13 protein-coding genes are annotated in these 13,802 nt (G+C 62.6%); 3 read left to right on the top strand and 10 right to left on the bottom strand.

All coding sequences use genetic code 11. The annotated features are described in order from the left end of the window. Positions 1–109 precede the first annotated feature (109 nt). Positions 110–1,375: an ATP-binding protein gene (locus tag C8D77_RS19225; RefSeq protein ID WP_170136770.1), complete on the bottom strand. Its 1,266-nt coding sequence runs from the start codon at positions 1,373–1,375 to the stop codon at positions 110–112. Positions 1,376–1,598: 223 nt separating this feature from the next. Between C8D77_RS19225 and ppk2 the strand changes: the two genes are divergently transcribed. Next, positions 1,599–2,507, top strand: a complete 909-nt coding sequence (gene ppk2 / locus C8D77_RS19220; protein ID WP_109666522.1) for a polyphosphate kinase 2 — start codon at positions 1,599–1,601, stop codon at positions 2,505–2,507. Positions 2,508–2,572: 65 nt separating this feature from the next. Here ppk2 and C8D77_RS19215 read toward each other — a convergent pair whose 3' ends face one another. The 3 genes from C8D77_RS19215 to C8D77_RS19205 all read right to left on the bottom strand — a co-directional run bounded on the left by C8D77_RS19215 (position 2,573) and on the right by C8D77_RS19205 (position 4,803). Next, positions 2,573–3,322 (bottom strand): enoyl-CoA hydratase-related protein, encoded by a 750-nt coding sequence (locus C8D77_RS19215; protein WP_109666788.1) that lies wholly within the window; start codon positions 3,320–3,322, stop codon positions 2,573–2,575. Positions 3,323–3,336: 14 nt separating this feature from the next. Further along, positions 3,337–3,975, bottom strand: a complete 639-nt coding sequence (locus C8D77_RS19210; protein WP_109666519.1) for an acyl-homoserine-lactone synthase — start codon at positions 3,973–3,975, stop codon at positions 3,337–3,339. 96 nt (positions 3,976–4,071) lie between these two features. Continuing rightward, positions 4,072–4,803, bottom strand: a complete 732-nt coding sequence (locus C8D77_RS19205; protein WP_109666516.1) for a helix-turn-helix transcriptional regulator — start codon at positions 4,801–4,803, stop codon at positions 4,072–4,074. Between the two features lie 259 nt (positions 4,804–5,062). Between C8D77_RS19205 and C8D77_RS19200 the strand changes: the two genes are divergently transcribed. After that, positions 5,063–5,911, top strand: a complete 849-nt coding sequence (locus C8D77_RS19200) for an ABC transporter substrate-binding protein (RefSeq protein ID WP_109666513.1) — start codon at positions 5,063–5,065, stop codon at positions 5,909–5,911. Positions 5,912–5,925: 14 nt separating this feature from the next. Here the strand turns inward: C8D77_RS19200 and C8D77_RS19195 are convergent, their stop codons facing one another. Then, positions 5,926–6,375, bottom strand: a complete 450-nt coding sequence (locus C8D77_RS19195; protein WP_109666511.1) for a tellurite resistance TerB family protein — start codon at positions 6,373–6,375, stop codon at positions 5,926–5,928. A 127-nt stretch (positions 6,376–6,502) separates the two neighbouring features. Between C8D77_RS19195 and C8D77_RS19190 the strand changes: the two genes are divergently transcribed. Next, the gene (locus tag C8D77_RS19190) at positions 6,503–8,149 is read left to right on the top strand and encodes a lysine--tRNA ligase (protein ID WP_109666509.1); all 1,647 of its coding nucleotides are present in this window, start codon (positions 6,503–6,505) and stop codon (positions 8,147–8,149) included. Here the strand turns inward: C8D77_RS19190 and C8D77_RS19185 are convergent. From C8D77_RS19185 to C8D77_RS19165, 5 genes are all read right to left on the bottom strand, one after another. Beyond that, positions 8,115–8,966, bottom strand: a complete 852-nt coding sequence (locus C8D77_RS19185) for a thermonuclease family protein (protein WP_425453745.1) — start codon at positions 8,964–8,966, stop codon at positions 8,115–8,117. The genes C8D77_RS19190 and C8D77_RS19185 overlap by 35 nt on opposite strands. A 9-nt stretch (positions 8,967–8,975) precedes the next feature. After that, entirely contained in the window at positions 8,976–9,644 is a 669-nt protein-coding gene (locus C8D77_RS19180) for a S24 family peptidase (RefSeq protein ID WP_109666506.1), read from the bottom strand. Between the two features lie 125 nt (positions 9,645–9,769). Then, complete coding sequence (locus C8D77_RS19175) at positions 9,770–10,315, bottom strand: thioesterase family protein (protein WP_109666504.1); 546 nt, start codon at positions 10,313–10,315, stop codon at positions 9,770–9,772. Between the two features lie 10 nt (positions 10,316–10,325). Further along, positions 10,326–12,545, bottom strand: coding sequence for a 3-hydroxyacyl-CoA dehydrogenase NAD-binding domain-containing protein (locus C8D77_RS19170; RefSeq protein ID WP_109666501.1), 2,220 nt, complete (start codon positions 12,543–12,545; stop codon positions 10,326–10,328). A gap of 14 nt (positions 12,546–12,559) precedes the next feature. Beyond that, entirely contained in the window at positions 12,560–13,768 is a 1,209-nt protein-coding gene (locus tag C8D77_RS19165) for an acetyl-CoA C-acetyltransferase (protein ID WP_109666499.1), read from the bottom strand. Positions 13,769–13,802: the final 34 nt, after the last annotated feature.

The following is a 13,802-nucleotide window of genomic DNA, read 5'->3' as shown; positions in this document are numbered from 1 at the left end:
AATGCCTTCCCACGGGTGTTTTGACTTTGAGTCGTTTCCTCGAATCCCCGCTGATACGCTAGCCGGATGACAGAAAAAAGAAACGGTCTGGTGGAAAACTAGGGCGGTTTCAGTGCGTCGGCAAATGAACCGAGAAGGCGGCGCCTTGACCGACCTCGGACTTGATCGAAAGCCTTGCGTTGTGGCGCGTCAGGATATGCTTGACGATCGACAGGCCAAGGCCGGTGCCTTTCTGGGTCCGGCTGGTCTCGACATCGACGCGATAGAAACGCTCGGTGATGCGCGGAATGTGCTCTTCTGGAATGCCGGGGCCAAAATCCCTGATAGTCACGTCGATACCCGACTCCGAGCCGGCATCGCTGCGCGCGATCGACACCACGACGCGCCCGCCCGACTGCCCGTATTTGCAGGCGTTTTCCAGAAGGTTCTCGAACACCTGAAAAAGTTCGTCGCGATCGCCCGGCACATCAAGCGGCCCATCGGCATAGTCCCGCTCGATGGCAACGCTGTTTTCCCTGGCCAGCGGTCCAAGCGAATCGATGACGCTGTCGACGGTCTCGCGCAGATCGACCTCGGTTCCAAGCTTCAGATAAGGCTTCATCTCAAGCCGCGACAGCGACAGCAAATCGTCGATCAGACGCGCCATGCGACCCGTCTGGCTCTGCATGATCTGCAGGAACTGATCGCGCGCCGCCGGGTCGTTGCGGGCCGGCCCGCGCAGCGTTTCGATGAAGCCGGCGATGGAGGCGAGCGGCGTGCGCAGTTCGTGGCTGGCATTGGCGATGAAGTCGGCGCGCATACGGTCGATCCTGCGCGCTTCGCTCTGGTCCTTGAACACCAGTACATAGAGATCGGTGGCGTGGCCGACCGAGGACGCGCTCACCCGGTAAGCCCGTTCGACCGGCAGCTTTTCCGTATAGTCGACGACATCGGAGGCGAGGTCGCCCGACAGCACGCCGTCCAGCAGCGCCTGCATTTCCGGCGCCCGGAATTTCAACGACAGCGACATGCCCGGCGCTATCCCGCCGAAGGCGGCGAAAGCGGCGGCATTGGCGTGGACGATGGTGGCTGTCCGGTCGAAGATGATCAGCGGATCGGCGACGGCGGCCGCAAGATATTCACCTGACAGCCTCTGCAAGCCGATGGCCTCGATGGCCGCGCCACTTTCAGCCGACTGGCCGGTGCCAACGGCCGGCAGCGTTGCCGCAGCAAGCAGCAGGAGCAGCGCCGCGAGGACGACATAGGCTGAAATCCCGGCCAAGGCATAAACGACGACGACCGCGACCACGCCGGCCGCAAGCAGCCAGCGGCTGTTCCACAGCCGTGTGGCTATGGTTTGCGCGATGCCTCTCTGCTCTGCGTCCAGGTCAGTCATTCGCTTGCGGCCCCGCACCCCATGCCTTCGCGCCCGGCCGCACAGTGGCGGAAACTTCCACTGGGCCGGTTGCCGCATGACCCCGAACATCGGGAATCGATTTTCGGAAAGGATCATGCGCAAATTAAAAGTGCTACAGCGTCCTTTGCGCGTCCAAACGGACGCGCGGCGCTGTAGTGGCTCCCAATAGCATGAGTCCGGAAGCTGGAAAGGGTTCGTCTTGATGAAAAAAGCCAAGGAAAGTTCTGCCGCGCCGACTTCGGGGCCGCTGAAGATCAGGATCGACGGCAAGGAGCGGGAGTTCGACATCGAAAATCCCGTGCTTCCCGACTGGGTCGAGGACAACAAGCTGACCGCCGGCGGCTATCCCTACGACAAGAAGATGAAAAGCGACGAGTATGACGAGACGCTCGAGAAATTGCAGATCGAGCTGGTCAAGGCGCAGGCCTGGCTGCAGTCGACCGGCAAACGGGTGATGGCGCTGTTCGAGGGCCGCGATGCTGCCGGCAAGGGCGGCACGATCTTCGTGGTGCGCCAGTACCTCAACCCGCGCACGGCACGCAACGTGGCGCTGACCAAGCCGACCCCGACCGAGCTGGGGCAATGGTACTACCAGCGCTATGTCGACCATTTCCCGACATCGGGCGAATTCGTCACCTTCGACCGATCCTGGTACAACCGCGCCGGCGTCGAGCCGGTGATGGGTTTCTGCACGCCGCAACAGCACGAGCAGTTTCTCGAGGAGACGCCGCATTTCGAACGGATGATTTCCAACGAGGGCATCCACTTCTTCAAGTTCTGGCTGAACATCGGCCAGGAAACGCAGCTCGAGCGCTTTCACGACCGCCGCTACAGCCCGCTGAAGAGCTGGAAGTTCTCGCCGATCGACGTTGCCGGCATCACCAAGTGGGACGATTACACCAAGGTGCGCGACACCATGTTCGAGCGCACCCACAAGGAGTTCGCGCCATGGATCATCGTGCGCGCCAATGACAAGCGACGCGCGCGGCTGGCGGTCATGCGGCGCATCCTGTTGTCGCTGCCCTACGACGGGCGCGATCTCGACGTGATCGGCAAGGAGGACAAGAAGATCATCGGCGAAGGGCCGTCTTTCCTGGGAAAACAGGACTGACGCTTTTTGCGCCGCGCAGCCAAGGCCGCGCGGCGCTCTTCATCGGCACCTTTCGATCGGACCGTTCAGGCCGCCAGCCGGGCGATGCGCTGCAATCGGCGCAGCGTGGTGTCGTCCTGCAGCGCCTGCTGGAAAAGCGAAATCTCCTGGTCGATGCGGTCGCAGAGCGCCTGGGTGTTTCCCTTCAGCAGGCCGCGCGTCTGCAGCAAGGCAGCGACCGGCTTCTTGACAAGCTGCCTTGCCCGGCCGAGGGCCGCCTCCTCGACGCTGCCGCCCGGCACGATCTCGGCGACAAGGCCGAGCGCCCTGGCGTCCTCGGCACGAAGCGTGTCGCCGAGGCAGAAGAAGCGGAAAGCGCCGGCATAGCCGAGCTTCTGCGGCGCCAGGATGCTGGTCGCCGCATCCGGCACCAGGCCGAAATCGACGAACGGCACCCTGAAGGTGCTTTCATTGGACGCGATCACCATGTCGCAATGGAACAGGATGGTGCAGCCGACGCCGACGGCATCGCCGTCGACGCAGGCAAGGATGGGCTTGGGAAATGTGGCCAGCGTGCGGAACAGGTCCGTGACGGCCGCGATCAGTTTCTGGTGCTTGGTGGCGTCGAGAAATTCGGAGAAATCGCCGCCGAGACAGAAACAGCCTGCCAGGCCGCGCAGCACGACGACGCGCACCTCCTCATTGTCGGCGGCTTCATGGAAGGTCTTTGCCAGGCTTTCATAGGCTCTCCTGTCCAGCACCGGCCGGCCGTCATTCGACGACACGGTGACGACAAGCGTGTGATTGCGGAGTTCGGGTTGTGGATGTGCGCTCATGACTGTCTCCGACCTCATGACGCTCGCCTTTGGCCGAGCATGTCGGGATATCCCCTGGCCAGCACGGGAGCAAAATGATTGCGGCGCGACCGCACCACGTCGAGGGTATGCTCGTTGAAGGTGAGCAGGGTTGCGACCACCTGCTGGTTGCCATAGGTGCGCTGATAGCCCAGCGGGGTCGCCAGGAAGTGCAGCTGCAAAGCGCGCAGTACCCACATCGGCTCGAACTCGATGATCACCTTGTCGACGCCGCGCTTCAGCCCCCACTCGACGAAGCCGGCGATCAATTCGGTGCCGACGGTCGAAACGCCGCGGCGGCCATCGCGAAAACCGGGAGCCACCGCATAGCGGGTCAATTCCCAGATGTTCGGACCCGATGGCGGGATTCCTTCGGAAAGGTCGGTCAAAACCTCGGTCAGCAGATGAGGCCGCGTGGTCGGCAACATCCTTTGATAGCCCGCGACTTCGTCACCTCTGATGACGATCTGATGGATGGCCTCGTCATGATCGAACTGGTCGCGTTCGAGCCCGTCGGGCCGCCTGAGATCCTCCCATCCCATCTCCTCGACAAATATCTTGTAGCGCAGCCGATGGACGGCCTCCCAAAGGTCGGGACGTTCCATCAATTCCTGGGTTGTAAGGGAAAAAAGCATTCCGGCGTCTCCTGTGTTCAGAGGAAGATACGGCCGTGCTTTGGTGAGAAAATTGCGTGATCGCGTAGGCAAGGATTTCAGGTCGGCACGGCCGACCTAACTAATGTAGCCGCGCCTTATCGCTTCCGCGACGGCTTGAACCCGGTTGACGGCACCGAGTTTGCTTTTGGCGTTAAGAAGATGTTTCTCCGAGGTGTGTTCGGAGATACCGAGGATTTGCGAAATCTCCCACTCGGACTTGCCCACTGCGGCCCATTGCAGGCATTCGCGTTCGCGCGGCGTCAGCACGATATGATCGATGCTCTTGCTCGCCATGGTGTGGAGTTGCATGGCGCGGCCAACCGCATAGGTCGACACCAACGACACCTGGCCGAACTCGGCAGCGGACAATTCCACGGCCTCGCCGCCCAGCGACACCATGACGATCTGGCCGTCGAGCGTGACCAACGGGAAGGCCAGCCCATCACGCAGTTTGAAGGCGCCGGCATCGCCCATCACTTCGCCGCTGCTCTTGTCTATGCGGATGCTCTGCGACGCCTCGCGCCACTGGAAGGGCGCCTGCAACTGTTTCATGTGGCTGACGACCGGGTCATGGTCGACATAGTTGCGCGCGACATAGCGCTCGAGCCACTCGCCAGGCCAATCGCAGAGAAGCACATGCTGCTTTTGCTGGCCGGCCGGCGTGCCTGGCTGCGGTACGGTTCCCGCCATCAGTGCGGTGAGACCGAAATCCGCCGTTATGCCCAGCAGCCTTTCGCAGACCGCCGCCGCCGTTGCGGCGTGCTGCAGTTGGTCTATGAATTCCAGCGTGCGATCGAACTGACTCATCGCAACATCAACCCCATGTTGCCTCATGCATTGCGGCCAATGATGCGTGCCTGATTTACACTTCGCCACCGACCACGGATTGCAAACCGCATTCTTATTCTGTGGCTCCGACCTTGATCCTCTCACCAAGGCGGCCAAAGCTGATTTGCAAACCGGCTAAATCATATCCTGAAATCGGCGTGTTGAAATCAAAAACCATTGTGCCTGTACCATTTTCGTACCAAAACCGGTGCGAGCACGAGTGTGGCGGAGTTTTATCTTGGCGTTCCAGTGGAGATCCTTCGCCCTTGCGATGCTGATCGGATTGCTGTCGCTCGCCGATGGTGCGCGCGCCGCGGCGCCTCAGGTTCCGGTGCTGTGGGATGCCAAGGAGCGGCTGCCCAAGCCAGACCTTTCGGCGCTGCCCCGGCTGAGATTTCTGACCACGACAGATTTCCCACCCTTCAATTTCCTCGACGGCTCGGGAAAGCTGTCCGGCTTCCACATCGATCTGGCACGCGCCATCTGCGCCGAGCTTGGCATCGTCGAAAAATGCCAGATCCAGGCCTTGCCCTGGACCGAGCTGGAAGGCGCATTGCAGAAAGGCGAAGGCGAGGCGATCATCGCCGGCATCGCCGCAACGCCGGAATCGCGCGCGACCTATGCCTTCTCGCGCTCCTATCTGCAGTTTCCGGCACGCTTCATCATGCCGAAAAGCAAGGCGCTGACCGAACCGGTCTTTGACAAATTGCACGGCAACCGTGTCGGCGTAATATCAGGTTCAGCGCATGAGCGCATGCTGCGCGACTATTTCAACACGGTTCAGGTCGTCACTTTCGACAGACCGGAAGACCTTTACAACGATCTCAAGGCCGGCAAGGTCGACGCGGCCTTCGGCGACGGCATGCGCCTGGCCTTCTGGCTGGGCGGCTCGGATGCGGCGGGCTGCTGCCGCTTTGCCGGCGGGCCCTATCTGGCGCCCGAATATCTGGGCACTGGCATGGCCATCGCCACCAAAGCGGATAATCCGGCGCTGGCCGCCGCGCTCGACTACGCGCTGCAGGAGATTTCGATGAAAGGCACGTTCGCCGAATTCTACCTGCGTTACTTTCCCGTCAGCTTTTTCTAAGGCGCCGCTGATATTCAGGTGAGCGTACGCAGCCGCGCCTTGGCGGCACGGCCGATGGCGGCGACCGTCAGCGTGTCGAGATCGAGCTGACGACGGATCAGCTGTAGCACCCGCACTTCTTCCATGCGCATTTCGAGATCGACAGCGGCAACCTCGAAGGCGGCGGCATAGGCGGTGTCGCGCAACCGCTCGGGCAAGGCCTCGGCGACTTCAGCGAGCACGCCTTCCAGCCCATCCTCTTCGTGCAGACGCTTCTGGCAGGCCTGGGCGACGCCGACCAGCCGGTCGTGGTTGAAGTCCTCGAACACCGGCCAGGAGCGGACGACCTCGCCGATCCGCGCCAGTTCGACATCGGTCATGTCGCGATCGGAGGCCGAGGTGATGACCATCAGGTAGATCAGGGCTTCATGCGGCGTCGGCAATTTTTTCTCCTTGAACCGGGCCTCGAAGGTAGGAACGCTCATTCTGCACCGCAAGGAAAAAGCGCCGCACGCGTTGACGCTCCGGCGATGCACGCCTAGAGACCGGTTGAAAAACCTCTGCTCCGGCCTGCCTTCGAATGGGCCGGCGAATGATTTGGAAAACAGTGACATGGCGGGATCAAACATCATCGATCTCAATCCCGAGCTGCTGGCGGCCGCGACCGAGAGCAAGGCATGGCCGTTCGAAGAAGCCAAAAAGATCATCGAACGCTACAAAGGCACCGACTTTCCGCAAACAGTCCTGTTCGAGACCGGCTACGGACCGTCCGGCCTGCCGCATATCGGCACGTTCGGCGAGGTGGCGCGCACGTCGATGGTGCGCCATGCCTTTCGCGTCCTGACGCAGGACAAGGTTGCCACCAAGCTGCTGTGCTTTTCCGACGATATGGACGGTATGCGCAAGATACCCGACAGCGTGCCGGATCGCGCCGCACTCGAGCCGCATTTGCACAAGCCGCTGTCGTCGGTTCCCAATCCCTTCGGCGACGACTATGCCAGCTTCGCCGACCACAACAATGCGATGCTGTGCCGCTTCCTCGACACGTTCGGCTTCGACTACGAGTTCGCCAGCGCGACGCAATACTACAAGTCCGGCCGTTTCGACCCGATGCTGCTGCGCGCCGCCGAACGCTACGACCAGATCATGGCGGTGATGCTGCCGACGCTCGGCCCCGAGCGGCAGGCGACCTACAGCCCGTTCCTGCCGATTTCGCCGAAGAGCGGCCGCGTGCTTTACGTGCCGATGAAGCATGTCGACGCCAAGGCCGGCACCATCACCTTCGACGACGAGGGTACCGAGACCACGCTTTCGATCACCGGCGGCCGCGTGAAGCTGCAATGGAAGCCGGATTTCGGCATGCGCTGGGCAGCCCTTGGTGTCGATTTCGAGATGTTCGGCAAGGATCACCAGACCAATGCGGTGGTCTACGACCGCATCTGCAACATTCTGGGCGGACGGGCGCCGGAGCATTTCGTCTACGAACTGTTCCTCGACGAGAACGGCCAGAAGATCTCGAAGTCGAAGGGCAACGGGCTGACCATCGACGAGTGGCTGACCTATGCGCCGACCGAAAGCCTCGGGCTCTACATGTACCAGCGGCCGCGGCAGGCCAAGAAGCTGTATTTCGACGTCATCCCGCGGGCTGTGGACGAATACTATACCTTCCTCGCCGCCTATCCCCGGCAGGACTGGAAGGAACGGCTGGGCAACCCAGTCTGGCATATGCATGACGGCAACCCGCCCGCGATCGACATGCCGGTGCCGTTCTCGCTGCTGCTCAATCTGGTCAGCGCTTCCAACGCGCAGAACAAGGATGTGCTGTGGGGCTTCATCTCACGCCACACGCAAGGGGTGACGCCAAAGACGCATCCCGAACTCGACCAGCTGGTCGGCCACGCGATCCGCTATTTCGACGATTTCGTGAAGCCGACGAAAACCTTCCGCCCGGCCGACGAGGTCGAGCGCGAGGCGCTGCAAGCCCTCGACAAGGCGCTTGGCGAATTGCCGGCCGGCGCCAATGGCGAAGCGATCCAGAACGCTTCGCTCAACGTCGCGCGCAGGATCGAACGCTATCAGGATCATTCCAAGCAGAGCCCGGAGGGCGGCCCTGGCGTATCGGGTGCCTTCTTCCAGATGATCTATCAGGTGCTGATCGGCCAGGAGCGCGGCCCGCGTTTCGGTTCGTTCGCCGCGCTCTACGGCATTGCCGAGACGCGGGCGCTCATTGAGCGGGCGCTGGCTGGTCAGCTGGTTTGAGCACGCCGCCGGACTCTTCCAGGATCGAACTCGGCGCCTGAGGCGCCGGGCTCGGTGCGGCCGGCATTGCCGGCATGCCGGACAGATCAGGCGCCGATCCGAAAATGCCCTTCTTCGCCGTGCGTGCCTTGTCGCCGGCTTCGGCATAGGGCCCACCCTTGGCGGCGCGCGCCCAGCCGTTTTCGACCAGCCATTGGCCGACATCCTGCTTGCCGATCCGGCATTCGGCAGCGATCAGGTCGCGGCCGCCCTCGGGCGGCACGGTGCAAACCACCGCGCGGCCACGCAGGAAGGCGCGGAATGCCGTCCGCGCACGGACGCCGCACGGCCAGGATTTGCCGTCCTCGCTACAGGTCTCGTCCTGCCTGACGAGGTCGATGCCGGAAACCGCGACCGAGTAGCCCTTCGCTTCGATTAGGCCAGCGGCCGGCGCAACCGGCTGGAACAGCTTTGTGCCGTTCCAGTCGTCAGGCATTTTCGGCTTGGGCGGCACGGCCAGCGCAAGCTTGCTCAATGGCTCGCGCGGCTCGACCCGTTCAAGCCCCTCGGCGGGCAGTTCCGGTGGCGCGACAAATTGGGGATCGATCGCCCTCGAATGCGGCGCCGGCTTTGGCGGCTGTGGAGCTGCTATGGCCGATGTGGCCGGCTCTTCGGGCACCGTCTCGGCGCCTTGTTGCGCGATCGTATCGGCGCCCGGATCAAGCTGATCCACCGTGACGACGCTGTCGCTTCCTTTCAGCGTGTGACCACCAGTGACGACCATGGCCGCCATCACTGGGACCATCAGAACCGCCAAGGCATGATGAAGGAGCCGCACGAGCCTGACCTACTGGCTTGCCCACACAATCCGCGCCACCCACTCGACATCGTGCATGGGAATATCGCGGTCGGGATGATCGGGATTGAGCGAGACCAGAGCAATCGACTTGACGGTCTGGCGCTCGAGCACCTTGGCCATCACCTCGCCGCCGGTGGTCTTGACGACGACGCGATCACCCTTGCGGGTGATGGCGCCCGGTTCGACGATGAGGACGTCGCCATTGCGGTAGAGCGGCAGCATGGAATCACCCTGCACCTGCAGCGCATAGGAACTCTCGGTCGATTGTGCCGGCAGTTCGACCAGATCCCAACCCTGCCCGGCCGGAAAGCCGGCGTCGTCGAAGAAGCCGCCGGCGCCGGCCTGGGCAAAGCCGAGCAACGGCACGGAGCGTCTGCGGGCGACCGAAGCGGCATGGCTGGTCGAAGCACTATTGCTGATCCCGGGCCGGCCTTCGATAAGACCGGTGAATTCATCGAGCGAAGCGCCCGTCGCCTCGATGATCTTGGCAAGCGATTCGGTCGAGGGCCAGCGCGGCCGGCCATCCGACGACAAACGCTTCGACTTGTTGAAGGCGGTGGAATCGAGCCCCGCGCGCTTGGCCAGTCCCGAGGCCGAAAGCGAATAGCGCTCGGCAAGAGCATCGATGGCGGCCCAGACACGGTCATGCGAGAGCACGTCTTGCTCTCCTTCAATGCAGGAAAAAATACCTTTCCCTTCTAGTCTTGGAATGCCGTTTTGTCCACCGCCCGCCCCACAACGCCGCGTGTAAGCTGTGGCACCACAAATTCCGATTCCCGGGATCAATCGACACCCTTGGCCAAGCTGCGCAGACCCTGGTGCGACGTCATGAAAATCCGTTCTGCCTGGGTTAGAGGTCGCGGGTTTGCCGCGCGGCCAAGTGCTGCGACGACCTCGTCGATATCGAGAAAGCGCCGAGCCCCGCGGTCATAGACGCCGGCCGTCGTCATAATCAAGGCGGCTGTCTCGCCATTGTCGAGGACGAAACGATGCTTGCCTATAACCTGGGTGCCTTCCCAAGTCTCGATCGAAGACACCACTTCGAAGCGACGCCACAGCCTGATCTCGCGCGCATAGACCGTCTGCAGCCCGCCCATCATCGGCGCCCAGCCATTTGTCCTCGCCAGCCTGATGAGGCCCGCGCGCATAAATAAATCAATGCGGCCGAGATCGGCCAGCATCATGTAGCGCGCATTGTTGAGATGGATGTTGAAATCGATGTCGGTCGGCAGGCAGCGAAAAGCCAGCCGGCTTTCGCCACCCATCATATAGGGGCCACGGCTGCGCGCCGTGGCCATCATGCGCGCCATGCGCACCCAGACATACATCGGGTCGGCGTCAGGCTGCCTGCTTCACGTCGCCTTTCGCATAGGGATCGAAACGTTGATAGAAGCTCTCGCCCTTCTCGGCCATGTCGAGCAGCAGCTTGGGCGCCTTGAACTCGGCGCCGTATTTCTTCTGCAGGTTCTTGGCGATCTTGACGAATGCCTTGGCGCCGATGCCGTCGATGTAGGACAGCGCGCCGCCGGTGTAGGGGGCAAAACCGAAGGCCAGGATCGAGCCGACATCGGCCTCGCGCGGGTCGGTGACGATGCCCTCTTCCATCACCCGCGCCGCTTCCAGCGCGATGGTGACCAGCAGCCGCTGCTGCAACTCCTCATAATCGACCTTCTCGGGCGCAAGCTGCGGATAGAGATCCTTGAGACCCGGCCACAGCTTCTTCTTGGCGGGCTTCGCCGGATAATCGTAGAAACCCTTGCCGTTCTTGCGACCGAAGCGGCCGTGATCGTCGACCATGGTGTTGATCAGCGCCATCTGCTTTGGATCGACCGCCTTGTCGCCCAGGTCCCTGATGGTCTGCTTCATGATCTTCTGGGCAAGGTCGATGGCCGTCTCGTCGGTCAGCGCCAGGGGTCCGACCGGCATGCCGGCGGCCTTCGCAGCATTTTCGATCATCGGCGCCGGGACGCCTTCGATCAGCATCTTGTAGGCTTCCGACATGTAGCGCAGCACGCAGCGGTTGACGTAGAAGCCGCGCGTGTCGTTGACGACGATCGGCGTCTTCTTGATGGCACGGACGAAATCGATTGCCGTGGCCAGCGCCTTGTCGCCGGTCTTCTTGCCCAAAATGATCTCGACCAGCATCATCTTGTCGACCGGCGAGAAGAAGTGGATGCCGATGAAATTCTTCGGCCGCGCCGAATTCTTGGCCAGCGACGAGATCGGGATGGTGGAGGTGTTCGACGCGAAGATCGCCGATGGCTTCAGAACGGCCTCGGCCTGTTCGGTGGCGCTCTTCTTGACGCCTGAATCCTCGAACACCGCCTCGACCACCAGATCGCAGCCGGCAAGGTCGGCATAATCGGCCGTCGGCGTGATCAGCGACAGCAATTTCTCCCTGTCCTCCGGCTTGGCGCGGCCCTTCTTCACCTGATCCGAGATCAGGCTGTCGGAATGCGCCTTGCCCTTGGCAGCCGACTCCATGTCGCGGTCGAGCAGCACCACCGGGATGCCGGCCTTGGCGGTGACATAGGCGATGCCGGCGCCCATGAAGCCGGCGCCGAGAATGCCAATCTTCTTGAACTTGGTTTCGGGCACGTCGGCCGGGCGGCGGGCGCCCTTGTTCAGTTCCTGCAGCGACACGAACAGCGAGCGGATCATCGCCGCCGCTTCCTTGGTCTGCATGATCTCGGTGAAATAGCGCTGCTCGATGCGCAAGGCGGTGTCGAACGGCACCAGCAGCCCTTCATAGACGCATTTCAGGATCGCTGCGGCGGCCGGATAGTTGCCGTAGGTCTCACGACGCAGGATGGCGATGGCCGGCGGCCACAGATTGAAGCCGGCGGGCGAATAGATCTGGCCGCCGGGCAGCTTGAAACCCTTCTCGTCCCAAGGTGCTACGGGCTTCAGGCCATTCCTGATCATCGCCTTGGCGGCCTCGACCAGCCTGGCCGGTTCGGCGATCTCATGGATCAGGCCCATCGACTTGGCTTTCTGCGGCGACAGTGTCTGGCCGGAGGTCAGCATCTGCAGCGCCTGCTGCTGGTCGGTCAACCGCGGCACGCGCTGGGTGCCGCCGGCGCCCGGGAAGATGCCGATCTTCACCTCGGGAAGCGCCATCTTCACTTTGTCGCTGTCGGCGGCGACACGGCCGTGGCAGGCGAGCGACAATTCGAAGGCACCGCCCATGCAGGTGCCGTTGATCGCCGACACCCACGGCTTTCCTGATGTCTCCAGCTTGCGGAACAGGCCGGTCATGATACCGGCATTGTCGAACAGCGCCTTCGTCGCCTTTTCGGCGTCCTTGCCCTTGTCCGTGGCGAAGGTCGTCAACATCTTCTGCAGCAGGGTGATGTCGGCACCGCCGGAGAAGGTGTCCTTGCCGGAAGTGATCACCGCGCCCTTGATGGCGGCGTCACCTGCCACCTTGTCGACGATGGCGTTCAATTCCCGCATCGCTTCCTCGGTGAAGACGTTCATCGACCGGCCAGGCATGTCCCAGGTGACCAGCGCAATGCCGTCGGCGTCGATGTCGAGGGTGAAATTGGTGTAGCTCATCGTTTCTCTCCCCGTCAGACGCGTTCGATGATGGTTGCGGTGCCCATGCCGGCGCCGATGCACAGCGTCACCAAAGCGGTGTTGAGATCGCGGCGCTCCAGTTCGTCCAGCACCGTGCCCAGGATCATCGCGCCGGTGGCGCCGAGCGGATGGCCCATGGCGATGGCGCCGCCATTGACGTTGATCTTGTCATGCGGAATGTCGAAAGCCTGCATGTAGCGCAGCACCACCGAGGCGAAGGCTTCGTTGAGCTCGAACAGGTCGATGTCCGAGAGCTTCATCTTGGCGCGCTTCAATAGCTTCTCGGTGACGTCGACCGGACCGGTCAGCATCAGCACCGGCTCGGAGCCGATATTGGCGAAGGTGCGGATGCGGGCGCGGGGCTTCAGCCCCATCGCCTTGCCGGCCTTCTTCGAACCGAGCAGCACGGCCGCCGCGCCATCGACGATGCCGGACGAATTGCCGGCATGGTGAACATGGTTGACCTCCTCCACCTCGGGGTGTTTCTGCAAGGCAACCGCATCGAAGCCGCCCATTTCGCCAGGCATGACGAAGGACGGGTTGAGCGAGGCCAGCGACTGCATGTCGGTCGATGGCCGCATATGCTCGTCATGGTCGAGGATGGTCAGGCCGTTCTGGTCCTTGATCGGGATGACGGACTTCTTGAAGCGGCCATCGGCCCAGGATTTGGCGGCACGCTTCTGGCTCTCGACCGCATAGGCGTCGACGTCGTCGCGGGAGAAGCCGTATTTGGTGGCGATCAGATCGGCCGCGATGCCTTGCGGCACGAACCAGCCGGGCAGGCCGACGGACGGGTCCATAAACCAGGCACCGCCCGAGGCGCCCATGCCGACGCGCGACATCGATTCGACGCCGCCGGCGATGACGATCTCATCGGCGCCCTGCGCGATCTTGGCGGCGCCGAGATTGATGGCGTCGAGCCCGGAAGCACAGAAGCGCGAGATCTGCATGCCGGGCGCCTTGGTGTCGTAGCCGGCCTCGAAGGCTGCGGCGCGCGGAATGACCGAACCCGCCTCGCCGACCGGATCGACGCAGCCGAAGATGATGTCGTCGACAGTGCCGGTATCCAGCCCATTGCGGTCGCGCAGCGACTCGAGCGTCTTGGCGGCAAGCCGCACCGCCGGCACCTCGTGCAGCGATCCGTCCTTCTTGCCCTTGCCGCGCGGCGTGCGCACGGCGTCATAGACATAAGCTTCGGCCATCGTTTTGCTCCTTGGGTTTATCGAACGACTTTAA

This window comes from Mesorhizobium loti (assembly GCF_003148495.1).
Taxonomy (GTDB): Bacteria; Pseudomonadota; Alphaproteobacteria; order Rhizobiales; family Rhizobiaceae; genus Mesorhizobium; species Mesorhizobium loti.
The sequence above is the reverse complement of the archived record's forward strand: the minus strand, read 5'-3'. Positions and strand labels throughout refer to the sequence as shown.